This is a genomic window from Synechococcus sp. BO 8801, assembly GCF_002252675.1.
GTDB lineage: Bacteria > Cyanobacteriota > Cyanobacteriia > PCC-6307 > Cyanobiaceae > Cyanobium.
In genome coordinates this window covers 19,464-36,237 of sequence record NZ_NQKY01000019.1, presented here as the reverse complement: position 1 = coordinate 36,237, position 16,774 = coordinate 19,464, and the positions used below count along the sequence as shown (strand labels likewise).

Annotated in this window: 12 protein-coding genes; 3 read left to right on the top strand and 9 right to left on the bottom strand. The window is 69.5% G+C overall.

The window, feature by feature from the left end; all coding sequences use genetic code 11:
* Positions 1 to 15 precede the first annotated feature (15 nt).
* From CJZ86_RS12880 to CJZ86_RS12860, 5 genes are all read right to left on the bottom strand, one after another.
* Positions 16 to 1,041, bottom strand: coding sequence for a sigma-70 family RNA polymerase sigma factor (locus CJZ86_RS12880; protein ID WP_094586415.1), 1,026 nt, complete (start codon positions 1,039 to 1,041; stop codon positions 16 to 18).
* Positions 1,042 to 1,158: 117 nt separating this feature from the next.
* Positions 1,159 to 3,321, bottom strand: coding sequence for a polyphosphate kinase 1 (gene ppk1, locus CJZ86_RS12875; protein WP_094586413.1), 2,163 nt, complete (start codon positions 3,319 to 3,321; stop codon positions 1,159 to 1,161).
* Between the two features lie 34 nt (positions 3,322 to 3,355).
* Positions 3,356 to 4,636: an MFS transporter gene (locus CJZ86_RS12870; protein ID WP_094586411.1), complete on the bottom strand. Its 1,281-nt coding sequence runs from the start codon at positions 4,634 to 4,636 to the stop codon at positions 3,356 to 3,358.
* A 7-nt stretch (positions 4,637 to 4,643) separates the two neighbouring features.
* Positions 4,644 to 5,948, bottom strand: a complete 1,305-nt coding sequence (locus CJZ86_RS12865; RefSeq protein ID WP_094586409.1) for a glycosyltransferase family 4 protein — start codon at positions 5,946 to 5,948, stop codon at positions 4,644 to 4,646.
* A 65-nt stretch (positions 5,949 to 6,013) separates the two neighbouring features.
* The gene (locus CJZ86_RS12860; protein WP_158219566.1) at positions 6,014 to 7,006 is read right to left on the bottom strand and encodes a glycosyltransferase family 2 protein; all 993 of its coding nucleotides are present in this window, start codon (positions 7,004 to 7,006) and stop codon (positions 6,014 to 6,016) included.
* A 150-nt stretch (positions 7,007 to 7,156) separates the two neighbouring features.
* Between CJZ86_RS12860 and CJZ86_RS12855 the strand changes: the two genes are divergently transcribed.
* Both CJZ86_RS12855 and CJZ86_RS12850 read left to right on the top strand, forming a co-directional pair.
* Positions 7,157 to 7,804, top strand: coding sequence for a succinate dehydrogenase/fumarate reductase transmembrane subunit (locus CJZ86_RS12855; RefSeq protein WP_094586405.1), 648 nt, complete (start codon positions 7,157 to 7,159; stop codon positions 7,802 to 7,804).
* Between the two features lie 8 nt (positions 7,805 to 7,812).
* Positions 7,813 to 9,723 (top strand): fumarate reductase/succinate dehydrogenase flavoprotein subunit, encoded by a 1,911-nt coding sequence (locus tag CJZ86_RS12850; protein WP_094586453.1) that lies wholly within the window; start codon positions 7,813 to 7,815, stop codon positions 9,721 to 9,723.
* Here CJZ86_RS12850 and CJZ86_RS12845 read toward each other — a convergent pair.
* Positions 9,680 to 11,431, bottom strand: a complete 1,752-nt coding sequence (locus CJZ86_RS12845; protein WP_158219565.1) for a putative bifunctional diguanylate cyclase/phosphodiesterase — start codon at positions 11,429 to 11,431, stop codon at positions 9,680 to 9,682. The genes CJZ86_RS12850 and CJZ86_RS12845 overlap by 44 nt on opposite strands.
* Positions 11,432 to 11,642: 211 nt before the next feature.
* Between CJZ86_RS12845 and CJZ86_RS12840 the strand changes: the two genes are divergently transcribed.
* A complete protein-coding gene (locus tag CJZ86_RS12840) occupies positions 11,643 to 12,386 on the top strand; it encodes a succinate dehydrogenase/fumarate reductase iron-sulfur subunit (protein ID WP_094586401.1) in 744 nt (247 codons plus the stop codon).
* A 4-nt stretch (positions 12,387 to 12,390) separates the two neighbouring features.
* Here the strand turns inward: CJZ86_RS12840 and CJZ86_RS12835 are convergent, their stop codons facing one another.
* The 3 genes from CJZ86_RS12835 to CJZ86_RS12825 form a co-directional block, all read right to left on the bottom strand.
* The gene (locus CJZ86_RS12835) at positions 12,391 to 13,494 is read right to left on the bottom strand and encodes an acetate/propionate family kinase (RefSeq protein WP_094586399.1); all 1,104 of its coding nucleotides are present in this window, start codon (positions 13,492 to 13,494) and stop codon (positions 12,391 to 12,393) included.
* Complete coding sequence (locus tag CJZ86_RS12830) at positions 13,491 to 15,923, bottom strand: phosphoketolase family protein (protein ID WP_094586397.1); 2,433 nt, start codon at positions 15,921 to 15,923, stop codon at positions 13,491 to 13,493. Before CJZ86_RS12830 ends, CJZ86_RS12835 begins: the two co-directional genes overlap by 4 nt.
* Positions 15,924 to 16,033: 110 nt before the next feature.
* Positions 16,034 to 16,654, bottom strand: coding sequence for a histidine phosphatase family protein (locus tag CJZ86_RS12825; RefSeq protein ID WP_094586395.1), 621 nt, complete (start codon positions 16,652 to 16,654; stop codon positions 16,034 to 16,036).
* Positions 16,655 to 16,774 lie beyond the last annotated feature (120 nt).

Genomic DNA, 16,774 nt, shown 5'->3' with positions numbered 1-16,774 from the left:
GCAGGGAAGCTTGGGTCAGGCGGCCTGGTGAAGGTTGCTCATCAGGCGCAGTTTCATGATCGCCTTGGCCTCCAGTTGGCGCACCCGTTCGCGGGAGACGTTGATCTGGCGGCCGATCTCGGCGAGGGTGAGGGGTTCGGCGCCCTCAAGGCCGAAGCGCAGCCGCAGGATCTTCTGTTCCCGCTCGTTCAGCTGGGAGAGCCAGGCGCCGAGGTGCTCCTTCTGCAGATGGCGGTCCATCGAGTCGAAGTGCTCGTTGCTGGCCGGGTCGGCGATCAGCTCGCCCAGGGTGCTGCGATCCTCCTCGCCACGGGCGTGGGCGTCGAGGGAGGCGCAGGGGGCGCTCTGGGTCATCAGTTCCTCGAGCTCCTCCGGCTGCATGCCCATGGCATGGGCCAGCTCGAGCCGGTTGGGCTGGCGCCCGAGCCGGTGGGAGAGCTCGCGGGTGATGCGCCGCATCTTCGAGAGCTTCTCGCTGATGTGAATCGGCAGGCGAATCGTGCGGGCGCTGTTATCGATGGCGCGTGTCATGCCCTGGCGGATCCACCAGTAGGCATAGGTGGAGAACTTGTAGCCCATGGCGGGGTCGAACTTGTCGACGGCCCGCTCCAGACCGATCGCCCCTTCCTGGACAAGATCGAGCAGTTCGAGACCCTGGTTCTGATACTTCTTGGCGACGCTCACGACCAGCCGCAGGTTGGCGGCCATCATGCGGTCGCGGGCCCGCTGGCCCATGCGCAGCTGGCGCCTCTGGCGGGCGGTGAGCTCACCGTCGACGAGGGCCTGGAGCTTCTTGCCCGCCTGGACGTGGTGGGCGAGTTCGATTTCCTCAGCCGGTGTAAGAAGAGGCACACGGCCAATTGTGCTGAGATACCAACCGATGGAGTCGGCGCTGATGCGCCCCCCCTGGCGGGCCGTGGTTTTGGCTGTGGCTGTCGGCTTGGAACTGACTGAACCGCCGCTGGATTTCGTCCTGCTGGACGAAGCCCCTTCTGCACTGCTCTTCAGCAGCGAGAGGGCGGAATGCAGAGGTGTCCCCATCACCCCAGGCTCCCGAATGAATTTGGCCGGAATGTAGCACCGCAGGAAGGTTGAAACCCGGATCCGGCGGAAGATTGTATGTATTTTGACTGAAAGAAGTTGCTTATGTCGTGATGGCTACGCTTTGGCCTCCGGAACGAGGCCGCCGCGCCAGCGTTCCATCAGCAGCTTCTGGGTCAGTTTTGGCTCGCCGGAGTGCTGACGCTGTGCAAAGTGTCCATCGCTGTGCATGTGCCAGGCGCCCGTATCGGTGAGGTAAAGCTCAAGCAAGGCTTCGATCTGCTGCTGGAGCTTCGGGTCCTCGATCGGCGCCACCGCCTCGACCCGGCGATCGAGGTTGCGGGGCATCCAGTCGGCGCTGCCGAAGAACATCTCCGGCTGGCCGCCGTTGGCGAACCAGAACAGCCGGGAATGCTCCAGGAAGCGACCGATGACACTGATCACCGTGATGCCCTCGCTGACCCCTTCGAGCCCGGGCCGCAGCGAGCACATGCCCCGGATGATCAGCTCGATCCGCACCCCGGCGGCCGAGGCTTCGTAGAGCAGGGCGATGATCGCCGGATCCACCAGGGCATTCATCTTGGCCTTGATGTGTCCGCCGCGACCGGCCTTGGCATGGTCGATCTCCCGCCGAATCAGCCCCTCCATGCCCTTGCGCAGGGTGACGGGCGCCACCAGCAACTTGCGGAAACTCTGCTGCTTGGAGAATCCGGTCAAATAGTTGAACAGTTCCACCAGATCCTGGCCGAAGTCCTCCCGGGCCGTCAGCAGACCGACGTCGGTGTAGAGCGAGGAGGTCTTGGAGTTGTAGTTGCCGGTGCCGATGTGTGCGTAGCTGCGCAGGGATCCCTTCTCGCGCCGCACCACCAGCAGCACCTTGGTGTGGGTCTTGAGCCCCAGCACGCCATACACCACATGCACCCCGGAGCGTTCCAGCTGGCGGGCCCACTGGATGTTGTTGTCCTCGTCGAAGCGGGCCTTGAGCTCCACCAGGGCCATCACCTGCTTGCCGTTCTCGGCGGCGCGGATCAGGGAGGCCACCACCGGCGAATCCTTCGACGTGCGGTAGAGGGTCATCTTGATGGCCAGCACCGAGGCGTCGGCGGCGGCCTGGCTGAGGAATTCCTCCACCGAGGTGGAGAACAGGTCGAAGGGATGGTGCAGCAGCACGTCGCCGCGCCGCAGCACCGAGAAGATGCTCTCGAACTCCTCCTGCTTGATCGAACCGTCCTCCAGCTGGCTGCGCTGGGCCCGCACCAGGGCCGGCGCCGTTCGTCCCTTGTGGGGGGCGTCCCGCAGCTGGCTGAGGGGGATCGCCATCAGGCTCATCAGGTCGTCGAGGCCCAGGGGGCCGTTGGTGCGGTAGATGTCCGCCGGCTCCACGTCGGTGCCCTCCATCAGCAGGTGCACCACCTCCTCGGGCATCTCGTCGGCCACCTCCACCCGCACCACCTCGCCGCCCACCCGGCGCTTGCGCAGGCCCTCCTGCAGGGCCTCCATCAGGTCGTCGGCCTCCAGATCCCGCAGCTCCAGGTCGGCGTCCCGGGTGATCCGGAAGAAGTAGTGCCCCTCGATGGTCATGCCGGGGAACAGCCAGCGCAGGTTGAAGGCCACCAGCTGCTCGAGCGGAACCGCCGTGTAGCCCGGCGTGGGCACGACGCCGCTCAGCTCGGTGGGGATCGGCACGAAGCGCGGCAGGATCTTCTGGGGCACCTTCACCCGGGCGAACTGCTGGCGGCCCGTGTCCGGGTCGCGGATCAGGGCCGCCACGTTCAGGCTCAGGTTGCTGAGGAACGGGAACGGGTGGGCCGGGTCCACCGCCAGGGGGGTGAGCACCGGAAAGATCGCCTTGCGGAAGTAGTCGTCGGCCCAGGCCTTCTGGGCCTCGTTGAGCCGCAGATAGTCGAGCAGCTGGACCCCGTACTCGGCCAGATGGGTCTTGAGGGAGTGGCGGTAGTGCTGCTGCTGCATCTCCAGCAGGGGCCGCAGCTTCGTCTGGATCGCCTCCAGCTGCTCCTGGGGCGTCAGGCCGTCATCGCTGCGGCCGGTGACCCCCGCTTCCAGCTGTGACTTCAGCGAAGCCACCCGCACCATGAAGAATTCGTCGAGGTTGTTGCTGAAGATGGCGCTGAATTTGGCCTGCTCCAGCAGCGGCGTGTGCTCATCAAGCGCCAGGGCCAGCACCCGGCGGTTGAACTCAATCCAGCTCAGCTCGCGGTTGATGTAGAGATCGGGAGCGACGACCGGCTGCGACGACATACGGCGGGGCTCCGCGAGCATCAGAAAAGGCAAGGTAGCAATGGCGATCCCGCCGTCAGGGTGTCGCCTCTGCTTGACGGTGGGATCCTGCCGCCACCAGCCACACCACGACGGCCATCAGCAGTATCCCCAGCCAGAACGGACTGCGGCGGCCGATGGTCTCGTAGGCCAGCCCCGCCAGGGGTGGGCCGAGGAAGCTGGCCAGGCTCTGCAGTCCCTGCAGGCTGCCCAGGGCGGCGCCCTGGCCGCTGTCGGCGAGGCGCCGTGACACCAGGCTGCGCAGGCTGGGGGTCACCAGGCCGGTGCCCAGGGCCAGGATCGCCACCGCCGTGAACACCAGGGGCACGGCGTTGCCCTGATCCGCCAGGGGCACCAGCAGGAAGCCCGCCATGACACAGCCCAGGCCGATCTGGGTGAGGCGCCACTCCCCCAGCCGCTGCACCAGCGGACCGATCAGGCCCCCCTGCACCACCGTGGCCACCACACCGACCACCAGGAAGGCGCCCGCCGACAGGCCCGGGCCCCAGCCGAACGCCTGCTTGAAGTACAGCACCAGCAGGGCGGTGAAGCCGCTGAACCCCAGGAAGAACAGGAAGAAGGCGGCGCAGAGGCGCCGCACTCTCGGATCGGCGAACACCCGCTGCAGCTGGCCGAAGGGCTGCAGCTCCCAGACCCGGGGCAGGGGCAGCCGCTCGTTGGGCGGATGGGTTTCCGGCAGCAGGGTCACCACCACCACCAGGTTCAGCGCGGCGAACCCCACGGCGAGCAGCAGCGGCAGGCTCACGTTGATGCGGCCCAGCAGGCCGCCCAGGGCCGGGCCGAGGATGAACCCCAGCCCGAAGGCCACACCGATCAGTCCGAAGGCCCGGGCCCGCCGTTCCGGTGTCGAGATGTCGGCCAGCACGGCCGCGGCGGTGGCGGCGGTGCCGCCGCTGACCCCGTCGATCAGGCGGGCGGCGAACAGCAGGCCCAGGGGCAGGCCGGCGGCGGCGGCCTCGGGCCAGACGCGGCTCCAGGGCAGGATCACGGTGAGGGCGAACAGGCCCAGGCCCAGCACCGAGCCGGCCACGCAGGCGGTGATCACGGGCTTGCGGCCGTAGCGGTCGCTGAGGGCTCCGATCAGGGGGGTGAAGCTGAACTGGGCGATGGCGTAGCTGCCGGCCAGCAGGCCCAGGGTGCGGCCGTCGGTGGTGAAGTCCGCGAGCAGGAACGGCAGCAGTGGGAAGACGATGCTCTCCCCCAGCCGGTCGTTCAGCAGCGTCAGGAAGGCGCAGAGGAGGGTGGAGGGGCGCGAGAGTCGCACGGCCGGGCGCCGGGGATCGGTGCACCCTCCCATGCCGGGGTCACCCGCCCCGCCGACGGCCCAGGAGCCCCTTGATCCGGTGCTTGGCCCTGGCGACGGCCGTGCGCAGGGCCTGCCGCAGGGCGGCGGAGCGGGATTGGGGGGCCCGGTACTCCTGATGGAAGGAGGGCGGGATCCCCCGCAGGCCCTCGATGCGGCGGCAGGGGATCGGGTAGGGGCTGGACGGGGCGGCCCTGCCCTGCTGGTCGAGCTCCTCCAGCAGACGGCGCCACAGCAGGTAGCTGGCGTCGGCGTTGTAGTGGCCGCTGACGAGCTCCCGGGCCGCCGCCGAGCAGCGCCGCCAGAGGGCGGGATCGTCGGCCAGCCGCCCCAGGGCAGCGGCGGCCTCCTCGGGATCCTCCGACACCAGCAGGCCGGTGCGGCCATCGTCGACCAGCTCGGGGATGCCGCTGGGAATGCGGCGCACCACGGGCACCACGCCGGCTGCCATCGCCTCCAGCAGGGCGATCGGCAGCCCCTCGAAGTCGGACATCAGCAGGATGGCCTGGGCATCCAGCAGCCGGGCCTTCACCTGCTCGGGGGGCAGCGATCCGGTGAAGTCGATCGCCGCGGCGAGGCCGGCCTCGGCCACCTGCCGTTCACAGTCCGCCCGGGCATAGCCATCGCCGATCAGGGTGGCGCGGATGGAGGCCTTCGACCGGCAGGCCTGGATCAGCGTCCGGATCACCAGGGAGGCGCGCTTCTGGTGCTCCCAGATCCTGCCGCTGAACACCACCCGGAAGGGATCGGCGCGGACGTCCGTCGCCGTCGCCGGCACCTGCACGCCGTAGGGAATCACCCGGGCCGGCCGATCGATGCCCCTGGCGGTGCAGGCCTCGCGGATGTGGCGGGACACGCAGACCAGGACGCTGCCCTGGCGGGCGCCCCCGAAGGCCGCCACGGTCGCCCAGTAGTCGGGATCATCCGAATGCAGGGTGAGGGCCCAGGGCAGCCCCCGGCGGCCGGCCTGGGCCGCCGCCGCGTAGTGGGCCGGCTTGCACTGGGGCAGGAACACCGTCGGCCGCCAGTGGTTGAGGAAGGCCAGGGTGTCCCGGGCGTCCGCTGCGAGGCTGGCCCGCCTGGGCGTGGCGAACACCTCGATGCCCTGGCGCCGCAGGGTCTCGAACAGCGGCGGTTCGCCACGGCCTTCCGCGCTCCCTTCGCTGCTTCCTGCACCGGGGGCGATCACGAAATGGATGGCGACGCTGACACCATCGGCCGCCAGTCGTCGGGCCAGTCCCAGCACCCAGGTGGTGACGCCGCTGATGTCATCCGCCTGGCTGTAGTGGGCAAAGGCGACGCGCAATGACCACCCAGGGCTGCCGGGCCCAACGATAGTCGCGGCCACCGGGCCGGCCCGGTGGTGTCGCCTCAGCCGGTGGGCCAGCGGAGGTAGCGGCGGCGAAGTTGCGGCGACTGCAGCAGCCGCGCGTACAGCCCCAGGCGCAGGGGGCCGTGCAGGATCCGGATCAGCAGCTTCTCGGCCAGCGATGGCTTGTAGCGCCAGAGGTATTCGTAGAGAATCCAGTCCCAGCCGCCGCTGGTGGCCACGGCATGCCAGTGCCAGGCCGGCTTCGGCCGGGTGATGCGCAGCACCGAGGCGATGGCGGAGGAATATTCCGCGAAGCGGAGTCTTTCCTGGCCGCGGCTGACGGTGCTGCGGGTGGTCTTGTCGTGACAGCGGAAGCCGGAGAGGGCCTCGGCGTCGAAGGCCACGGTGCCACCCATCCGCATCAGGTAGTGGCTCCAGAACAGCCAGTCGCCGGTGCAGCGCCGGCCGGCGGTCAGCGGGCCGAGGGCCTCCAGGGTCGCGGCATCGGGCTTCCGGAACACCACGCCACTGGCATTGGCGATGACATTGCCCCGGTCCATGTAGGTGCGACACAGCTGCGACCCTTCGAGGGTGAAGGAGTGCTGCCAGCGCTCCGCGTCGAAGTGATCCGGCCAGAAACTCTGGTCGGCGATCGGATCGCCCGTGGCATCCATCGAGGTGGTGCGGCAGTACGCCAGCACGCTGCCGTTCTCGAGGTGGGTCACCATCCGTTCGAGAAACAGCGGTGCGCAGGTGTCATCCGATTCGGCGATCCAGATGTAACGCCCCGCGGCCATGTCCATGCCCTTCAGCCATTGCGAGCACGGCTGACCTGAGTTGACCGCATTGCAGACCAGCCGGTGGGGATGGGCCTGCAGCCGCTCCCTGATCACCGCGAGGGAATCGTCGCGGGAGGCGTCATCGAGAACGATCAGCTCGAAGTCCTGAAATGTCTGGTCGAAAATCGATCGCAGCCGCTCCCCCAGGAAGGCCCCGTGGTTGAAGTTGGGTACGATGACGCTCACCAGGGGCGCCTGGTCGGACCGCTTCATGTCGGCGCAGTGCCCAGCGCACCACCCAGCACACCGCCTGGCACACCACCTGGCGCCCTGCCCGGCTTCCGGCGGCCGCATGCCCCGCCCCGGCCCCTTCCCCCGATGCCTTCTGCCACCTTGCCTCCAGGGGCGCTGACCTGCAGCTGAATGATCATCGGATTCTGGATCGCCGTCACCGGCCTGGCGCTCGTGCTGTTCCTCGCCGTCCACCTCGGCGGCGTGCTGCTGGCCCTGGTGGATCCGCCGTCGTTCGAGAGCTATGCCGCCTCCCTGCACCAGCAGGGCTGGCTGCCCTGGCTGGAGGTCGCCCTGCTGGCGGCCGCTCTCGGCCATCCCCTGCTCTCGCTGCACCGGGCCCGCGTCAACCGCCAGGCCCGCGGCCCGGCGGCCGGCCCCCTGCGCAGCCGCCGGACGGGAGCGTGGGAGCCCCTGGCGGCCCTGGCGGGCCGGGCCATCCCCTGGAGCGGCTCGCTGCTGCTGCTGTTTCTCTTCCTGCACCTCGCCCAGCTGCGCTGGCATCGCCCGGCGGCGGGGGCTGAGCTGGCCGCCGTGCTGGAGGTGCTGGCGACGCCCTGGTGCCTGGCCCTCTACGGGGCCGCCGGGCTGGCGGTGGGTCTGCACCTGATCCACGGCACCGAGAGCGCCGTGCGCCGGCTGGGGCTGCTGGAGCCCGCCAATGCGGCCGCCCTGCGGCTGGGGGGCCGGGGGCTGGCCCTGCTGCTGGGGGCGGGCTTCACCCTGGTGCCGATCGCTCTGGTGCTGCGGCCCGCGGTCCCGCTGCTGGCCGGCGGATGAGCACGCCGATGCCGCTGGATCCGCGCCTGCCCGACGGCCCCGTCGCCACCGCCTGGCAGCGCTGCCGCGAGAACCTGCCGCTGATCAGCCCCAACCGCAAGCAGCGGCTGCGGATCCTGGTGGTGGGCAGCGGTCTGGCGGGGGCTTCGGCCGCCGCCAGCCTGGCCGAGCAGGGCTACCGGGTGCAGGTGCTCACCTATCACGACAGCCCCCGGCGGGCCCATTCCGTGGCGGCCCAGGGGGGCATCAACGCCGCCCGCAACTACGCCAACGATGGCGACAGCGTCGAGCGCCTGTTCCGCGACACGGTGAAGGGGGGTGATTTCCGCGCCCGGGAAGCCGGCTGCCACCGGCTGGCCGAGATCAGCGGCGCGATCATCGACCAGTGCGTGGCCCAGGGGGTGCCCTTCGCCCGGGAGTACGGGGGCACCCTCGCCAACCGCAGCTTCGGCGGCGCCCTGGTGAGCCGCACCTTCTACGCCCGGGGCCAGACGGGCCAGCAGCTGCTCTACGGCGCCTACCAGGCGATGCTGCGCCAGGTCGCCGCCGGGCGGGTGGAGCTGCTCTGCCGCCGCGACATGCTCGACCTGATCGTCCATGACGGCAGGGCCAGGGGGGTGGTCTGCCGTCACCAGCTCACCGGTGCCCTGGAGGTGATCAGCGCCGATGCGGTGCTGCTGGCGACCGGCGGCTATTCGAACGTCTTCTACCTGTCCACCAATGCCCTGAAGTCGAACGCCACGGCGATCTGGCAGGCCCATCGGCGGGGGGCCTGCTTCGCCAACCCCTGCTTCACCCAGATCCACCCCACCTGCATTCCCAGCGGCGACGCCCACCAGAGCAAGCTCACCCTGATGAGCGAGAGCCTGCGCAACGACGGCCGGATCTGGCTGCCGCTGCACCCCGGCGACGACCGGCCGCCGGCGGCGATTCCGGAGGCGGAGCGGGACTACTTCCTTGAGCGCCAGTACCCCAGCTACGGCAATCTGGTGCCGCGGGATCTGGCCTCACGTCGGGCCCGGGAGCTGTGCCTGGAGGGCCGGGGCGTCGGGCCCGGCGGCCGCTCCGTCTACCTCGACCTGGCCGGCGCCATCGCCCGGGACGGCACCGGGGCGATCGACGCCCGCTACGGGAACCTGCTGGAGATGTACGAGCGGATCACCGGCGACGACCCCAGGGCCACGCCGATGCGGATCTATCCCGCCCCCCACTACACGATGGGTGGGCTGTGGGTCGACTACCACCTGATGAGCACGGTGGGCGGCCTGTTCGTGCTCGGGGAGGCCAACTTCTCCGAGCACGGCGCCAACCGGCTCGGGGCCAGTGCGCTGATGCAGGCCCTGGCCGACGGATACTTCATCGCCCCGGCGACGGTGACGGGCTGGCTGGCCGGCGCCGGTGCCGGCGTCCTGGCGGACGACCACCCGGCCTGCCGGGGGGCCGTGGCGGCGGTGGAGGCCCGCATCGGGGCCCTGCGAAGCACGGGGGGAACCCAGCCCGTGGATGTCTTCCACCGCCGGCTGGGCCACCTGATGATCGACGCCTGCGGCATCAGCCGCCGCGCCGAGCGCCTCACGGCGGCGCTCACCGAGCTGGAGGCTCTGCGCCAGGACTTCCTCCGGGATCTGCGCCTCCCGGACCAGGACGGTGTGCTCGACGGCGAACTGGAGAAGGCCCTGCGCCTGGAGGACTTCTTCGGACTGGCGGATCTGATGCTGCGGGACGCCCTGGCGCGGGAAGAATCCTGCGGCGCCCACTTCCGCGAGGAGCATCAGACCCCGGACGGGGAAGCCCTGCGGGACGACGAGCGCTTCGCCCACATCGCGGCCTGGGAGCACCGCCCCGGCGGCACCCCCCTGCGCCACAGCGAGCCCCTCACCTACCGATCCGTTGTGCCGGGACCGCGAAACTACGGCTGAGCGGTTCGGGCCGGCCGAAGAAGAATCCCTGGCCCTGGTCGCAGCCCATGGCGAGCAGTCCTTCGTGCTGCTCGGCGGTCTCGATGCCTTCGGCGATCAGGCCCAGGCCCAGGTCGTGGGAGAGGCGGATCATGGCCTCGAGCACCACGGCCTTGCGGTGGTCGTTGAGAAAGTCGGCGATGAAACTGCGGTCGACCTTGATGGAGTCGATCGGCAGCCGCGCCAGCCACGACATGCTGGAGTAACCCGTGCCGAAGTCATCGAGATGCACCTTGACGCCGGCCTCCCGCAGGCGGCTCAGCTCGGAGGTGGCCAGTTCCGGGTGCTCGATCAGGATGCTTTCGGTCACCTCGATCACGGTCCAGCCGGGATCCACCCCGAGCCGTTCCGCCTGGGTGAGGAAGTAATCGCTGAGGCCGCTTTCCTTCAGCTGCAGGGGACTCACATTGATCGCCATCGTGATCTCCGAGCCCTCGGCGCGCAGCTGGCTGAGATGACGGAGGGCTTCGCTGATCACCCAGCGGCCGATCGGCAGGATCAGGGCCGTGCGCTCGGCGAGGGGGATGAATTCCGAGGGGGTGGCGATCGGCGCCGTGATCGCCCCGAGGCGCAGCAGTGCCTCCATCCCCACCACCGCCCGATCCTCCAGCCCGACGATCGGCTGATAGGCGAGGAACATGGCCTCGTGCTGGATCGCCCCCTCCAGCTGATGGCGCAGATGGATGTTCTTCCTGACCTTCTTGTCGATGGAGGAATGGTAAAATGCGATGTGCTGATCGTTGGTCTTGGCTTCGTACATGGCGAGATCAGCCCGCCGGATCAACTCATCCACGGTGATGTCCGGATCGTCCGAGATGGTGATGCCGATGCTCATTGACGGGCGGATCGTGTGGTCCTCCACCGACCAGGCCTGACCGACGGCATCATTGAGCCGCATCGCCAGCTGCAGGGCATCGGCCTCATTGAAGATGCCCATCGTCAGCACGACGAACTCATCGCCACCAAGGCGGGAAAGGATGTCGCCGAAGCGCAGGGAGTGCTGCAGCCGGCGGCCGATCTCGATCAGCAGGTCATCGCCGATCTGATGGCCGTGCAGATCGTTGATCTCCTTGAAGCTGTTGAGATCGCAGAACAGGATGCTGATCCGGCCGCCACTCTGGCGCTGGGTCTTGAGGGCGGCCCGGATGCTGACGTGGAGCCCGCGGCGGTTGGGCAGACCGGTGACCGGACACTCCATCACCTTGGTGGCCAGGGCGAGGCGTTCCAGTTCCAGGGCCCGGTTCAGGTTCTCGGTCTGCTGGCGACGCCGTTCGATCCGCTCGGCCTCGACCCGCAGCTGCTCGTAGGAGAGCAGGGCGCTGACGTCCCGGAAGCAGAAGATGAGCGGCCTCAGCCGCTCGCTGCGGATGGGCTTCCACTCGATCTCGATGGCCCGCAGCTCGCTGCGGTCCAGCACCCGGGTGAAGTGGCCCCCCAGGTCGCCGCCGGCGAGCACCAGCTCCGGGTTGAGCAGGGGGGCACTGTCGCAGTCGCGGGGCAGCTGGTCGTAGATCGATTCCCCCAGGACCGCCGGGGGGGTGCGGTCCACCAGCCGCGCGTAGCTGGCATTGCACCACAGCACCCGCCCCTCGCAGCTGGTGATCACCAGGGCATCGCTGATCGTGCCGAGGGCCGCCTCAAGCCGCCCCATCGACCGGCGAAGCTCCACGACAAGTTTTCGGTGATCGTTCACGCGGCAGCAGGGACCCGATCGGGCATGGCGGGCCGGAACCCTATTTCTGAAAATTGACTGAGTATTGCATCTTTCGCCTTGGGACCGGGGCCATTGCGGCGTGGATGACGCGGAACGACAACATCCCCGCCGCCTGACCGGCAGAATCAGCCCCGACGCCACGGCTGTCCCCGCCACGGCCGTTTCCATGCAGACCGTTTCCCTCACCCTGAGGATCTGGCGCCAGGCCGGTCCCGATCAGCCCGGCGGCTTCGAGGTCCATGGGCTGGAGGGGGTCTCCACCGACCTCTCCCTGCTCGAAGCCCTCGACCTGCTCAACGAACGGCTGATCGCCGCAGGGGCCCGGCCGGTGGGCTTCGAGCACGACTGCCGCGAGGGCATCTGCGGGTCCTGCGGCTTTCTCGTCAACGGCCAGGCCCAGGGACCCCAGCGGGCGACCAGCGTCTGCCAGCTCTACCTGCGCCAGTTCCGCGACGGCGCCGTGCTGACCCTGGAGCCCTTCCGCGCCCGGGCCTTTCCCGTGCTGCAGGACCTGGCCGTGGACCGTTCCGCCTTCGACCGGATCATCACCAGTGGCGGCTACTGCTCGATCAACACCGGCAGTGCGCCGGAGGCCAACGCCCTGCTGATCGGCCGGGAGCAGGCGGCCCAGGCCTTCGACACCGCCGCCTGCATCGGCTGCGGCGCCTGCGTGGCCAGCTGCCGCAACGCCTCCGCCAGCCTGTTCGTGGCCGCCAAGCTGGCGCACCTGGGCCAGCTGCCCCAGGGCCAGTCGGAGCGGCGGCAGCGCGCCCGGGCCATGCAGGACCAGATGGTCAGCGAGGGCTTCGGCAGCTGCAGCAGCCACCTGGAATGCGAGGCCGCCTGCCCCAAGCAGATCTCCGCCGACTGGATCAGCTGGATGCACCGCGAGTCCTGGCGCCGCCCCTGAGGCCTCAGGGGCCGGCCGCACCGCAGTGCCGGGCGATCACCCCTTCCTCATCGGCGGCGATCCGCAGCAGCTCGAAGGGCGCCAGCCAGGCCAGCGCCGCCTCCAGCTCCTCCCCAAGGGCCCGGTCGTGTTCACCGATGCCGCCGGTGAGGGCGATCACGTCGACCCCGCCCAGGCTGGCGGCCATGGCCCCGATGCCCTGCAGCAGCTGGTGGCGGAACACCGCGATCGCCAGCTCGGCGCCGGCGTGGCCTGCGGCGGCGGCCTGGCGCAGGTCCTTCATGCTGGCGCTCAGCCCCGAGAGGCCCAGCAGGCCGCTCTCCTGCTGCAGCCCGTGGTCGAGTTCCTCGGCCGTGACGCCCCGGCGCAGCTGGTGCAGCAGCAGGCCGGGGTCGATGGAGCCGCTGCGGGTGGCCATCACCAGGCCCTCCAGGGGCGTGTAGCCCATGGTGGTGGCGATGCTGCGGCCCCCCCGGATGGCGCAGAGGGAGCAGCCGGCGCCGAGGTGGCAGCTGATCAGCCGCAGCTCCTCGCTGCGGTGCTCGCTTTCGGAGCGGCGGGCCACGGTTTCGGCCACGTGCTGGTGGTTGAGGCCGTGGAAGCCGAAGCGCCGCAGGCCGCCGGCGCGCCAGCGGGCCGGAATCGCGTAGGTGCGGGCCGCCTCCGGCAGGGTGCCGTGGAAGGCCGTGTCGAAGCAGGCCCACTGGGTGATCCCGGGTTGCCAGCGGCTCAGCCAGCGCATCACCCGCAGGGCCGGACCGTTGTGCAGCGGCGCCAGGGGCACCAGCTCCTCCAGGACCGCGAGCACGGCGGCATCGAGCCGGACCGGAGCCGTGAATCGCTCGCCGCCATGGACGACCCGGTGGCCGGCCACCGTCAGCCCGTCAACCCGGCCGGCCAGGGCCCCGGGCAGCCAGGCGTCCAGCACCGCCTCCAGCCGCTCCTCGGGGGCCGACCCTTCCGCGGCGCCGACGCTCCAGCTGCGCTGGTCCCTCCAGAGGCAGTCCCCCGAGCGGGCGTGCACGGAGACCTTGAGGCTGGAGCTGCCGGCGTTCAGCACCAGCACCTCCCCAGCCACCTCGCCGGCCAGCGTCGCCGGCTCGGTCATCCCTGCGCGGACGCCGGGGGCGTCCAGCGCCAGTCGGTCACCTCCGGGGCATCGGTGCCATGGGTGTGGGCATAGGCCCGGTTGGAGAGGATCGCGTCCTGCATCCGCTCCTTGACGTGGGCGGCGCGGGAGCGCAGGAAGGGCACCCGGTTGACGACGTCGATGACCAGGTTGAAGCGGTCGATCTGGTTGTTCATCGCCAGTTCGAGCGGCGTGTTGATGTTGCCCTTCTCCTTGTAGCCGCGCACGTGGATGTTGGCGTGGTTGGTGCGGCGGTAGGTGAGGCGGTGGATCAGCCAGGGGTAGCCGTGGAAGTTGAAGATCACCGGCCGGTCGGTGGTGAACAGGGTGTCGAAGTCCCGGTCGCTGAGGCCATGGGGATGCTCGTTCGGCTCGGTGAGGGCGAACAGCTTGACCACGTTGATCACCCGGATCCGCAGGCTGGGGATCTCCCGGTGCAGGATCTCCACCGCCGCCAGTGTCTCCTTGGTGGGGATGTCGCCGGCGCAGGCCATCACCACATCCGGCTCATCGGGGGTGGCGCCGCAGTCGTCGTTGCTGGCCCAGCCGACGATGCTCACCCCCTTGGCCACATGGCGCCGGGCCTGTTCCAGGGTGAAGTACTGGAGGTGCTTCTGCTTGTCGGAGACGATGATGTTGCAGACGTTGGTTTCCTGCAGGGCCTCCTCCGCCACCGCCAGCAGGCAGTTGGCATCGGCCGGCAGGTACACCCGCACCACGTCACCGCTCTTGTTGCCCGCCAGGTCGATGAAGCCGGGGTCCTGGTGGGTGAAGCCGTTGTGGTCCTGCCGCCACACCGTGGAGGAGATCAGGCAGTTCCAGGGGCCGATCGGGGCCCGCCAGGTGGCATGCAGCAGGCAGGATTCCAACCATTTGGCGTGCTGGTTGAACATCGAGGCGATCACATGGGCGAAGGCCTCGTAGGTGTGGAAGAAGCCGTAGCGCCCGGTGAGCAGGTAGCCCTCCATCATTCCCACCAGGGTGTGCTCGCTGAGCATCTCCACCACCCGTCCGCTGCGGGCCAGTTCACTGCCGTTGAGGTCTTCAGGGAGGAATTCCTCCATCCACACCTTCTTGCTCACCTCATAGATGGCCTGCAGCCGGTTGGAGGCGGTTTCGTCGGGGCCGAACACCCGCATGGAGGTGGGATTGGCGCGGATGATGTCGCGAAGCAGTTCGCCGAGCGGGAAGGTGTTCTCCTCCTCCGTGGCGCCGGGGGCCACCACCTGCACCGCGTAGTCCTCCAGGGGCGGGAACTGCAGCTTGCGGCGCAGCAGGCCGCCGTTGGCGTGGGGGTTGGAGCCCATCCGCCAGTGTCCCTGCGGGGAGAGCGCCTGCAGGTCAGGCCGCAGGGTGCCGTGCTCGTCGAACAGCTCCTCGGGCCGGTAACTCTTGAGCCACTCCTCCAGCAGCTGCAGCTGCTCGGGATCGGTGTTCGGCGCCGCCAGGGGCACCTGGTGGGAGCGCCAGAATCCCTCCAGCTTCTTGCCGTGCAGGGAGGCCGGTCCGGTCCAGCCCTTGGGCGAGCGCAGCACGATCATCGGCCAGGCGGGGCGGACGGCCTCGCCGCTGGCGCGGGCCTCGGCGCGGATCTCCAGGATGCGCCCGACCGCCTGGTCCATGGCGGCGGCCATGGACCGGTGCATGGCCATCGGCTCGTGGCCTTCGACGAAGATCGGCTCCCAGCCGTAGCCGCGCATCAGGCTGGCCAGCTCCTCGTGGGGGATGCGGGCCAGCAGGGTGGGGTTGGCGATCTTGTAGCCGTTGAGGTGCAGCACCGGCAGCACCGCCCCGTCGCCGATCGGGTTGAGGAACTTGTTGATGTGCCAGGAGGTGGCCAGGGGGCCGGTCTCGGCCTCGCCATCGCCCACGCAGGCCAGGGCGATCAGGTCGGGGTTGTCGAACACCGCCCCGCAGGCGTGCGACAGCACATACCCGAGTTCGCCGCCCTCGTGGATCGAACCGGGGGTTTCCGGGGTGCAGTGGCTGCCGATGTGGCCGGGGAAGGAGAACTGCTTGAAGAAGCGGCGCATCCCCTCGCTGTCCTGGCTCTTGTCCGGGTACACCTCGCTGTAGCTGCCGTCGAGGTAGGTGGGCCCCAGCACGCCGGGGGCGCCATGACCCGGCCCCGACAGATAGATCATGTCGAGGTCGTGGCGGCGGATCACGCGGTTGGCATGGGCCCAGAGGAAGGCCTGGCCGGGGGAGGACCCCCAGTGCCCCAGCAGCCGGGCCTTGACGTGCTCATGCCGCAGCGGCTGGGCCAGTAACGGGTTGTCCCGCAGATAGATCATCCCGACGGCCAGATAGTTGGCGGCGCGCCACCAGGCATCGATCAGGGACAGCTCCTGCTCCAGTTCCGGCGTCATGGCCTGGGCCTCGAAGGGGGCCATCGTCGAGATGGTCATGGCCGTCACATGCAGGGGGCTGACAGGTCAACTTTCGCCCGCCTGCGTGGAAAAGAAGTTAAATCGACCGCTCTCCTTTGGGGGGGTCAGGGATCCGACATGGACCTCCCTCAGGGGCCCGGAGCCAGGGGGGCGTTCCAGCACTTCACGGCCGGCAGACCCCGGTAATCAGAAAGCACCGTGAGGGTGGCGGTGTCGAGCAGAAAATGGGCGCCGTGGCTGGGCGTCAGACCGATCCAGCGGGCCACGAACACCCGCAGCAGATGGCCGTGGGCGAACAGGGCCACCCGGCCGCCCTCCTGCCGCAGCCGGCCGATCACCCGGTCGACCCGTTCCCCCACCTGGGCGGGACTCTCCCCGTCGGGACAGCCATCCCGGAACACCATCCAGCCCGGCCGATCCCGCTCGATTTCCGTGCTCGTCAGACCTTCGTAGGCCCCGTAGTTCCACTCGACCAGATCGGGCTCGAGGCAAGCCTGAGCAGCCAGCCCCGCCAGTTCGCAGGTGCGCCGCGCCCGCTGCAGGGGGCTGCACAGCACCAGGGAGAACGGGCTGGCCGCCAGCAGCGGTGCGAGGCCGCGGGCCGCCTCCTCCCCGCGCGGGGTGAGCGGGATGTCGGTGTTGCCGGTGTGCTGGCCCGAGAGGCTCCAGGCCGTTTCGCCGTGACGGATCAGGACCACCTCAACGGGGCCGGTGGAGGTGGCGGTTGGGCCGTTCTGAATCGTTGTCACGGAAGGGCTCTCGGGGGATGACGTCGTGACACTCACTTAAGCTCGGTGCTCCGGCCGGAGTGGTGATGGGGGTGGCCGCAGCGGACGCCCGAACGTCCGCCGGGAGGCTGCCCGTCGCTG

Coding starts and splice junctions, on each gene's coding strand:
- CJZ86_RS12840 (WP_094586401.1), top strand. CDS start 11,643: ATGCAGACCGTTTCCCTCACCCTGAGGATCTGGCGCCAGGCCGGTCCC.
- CJZ86_RS12830 (WP_094586397.1), bottom strand. CDS start 15,923: ATGACCATCTCGACGATGGCCCCCTTCGAGGCCCAGGCCATGACGCCG.
- CJZ86_RS12860 (WP_158219566.1), bottom strand. CDS start 7,006: ATGAAGCGGTCCGACCAGGCGCCCCTGGTGAGCGTCATCGTACCCAAC.
- CJZ86_RS12870 (WP_094586411.1), bottom strand. CDS start 4,636: ATGGGAGGGTGCACCGATCCCCGGCGCCCGGCCGTGCGACTCTCGCGC.
- CJZ86_RS12835 (WP_094586399.1), bottom strand. CDS start 13,494: ATGACCGAGCCGGCGACGCTGGCCGGCGAGGTGGCTGGGGAGGTGCTG.
- CJZ86_RS12850 (WP_094586453.1), top strand. CDS start 7,813: ATGCCGCTGGATCCGCGCCTGCCCGACGGCCCCGTCGCCACCGCCTGG.
- ppk1 (WP_094586413.1), bottom strand. CDS start 3,321: ATGCTCGCGGAGCCCCGCCGTATGTCGTCGCAGCCGGTCGTCGCTCCC.
- CJZ86_RS12880 (WP_094586415.1), bottom strand. CDS start 1,041: ATGGGGACACCTCTGCATTCCGCCCTCTCGCTGCTGAAGAGCAGTGCA.
- CJZ86_RS12855 (WP_094586405.1), top strand. CDS start 7,157: ATGATCATCGGATTCTGGATCGCCGTCACCGGCCTGGCGCTCGTGCTG.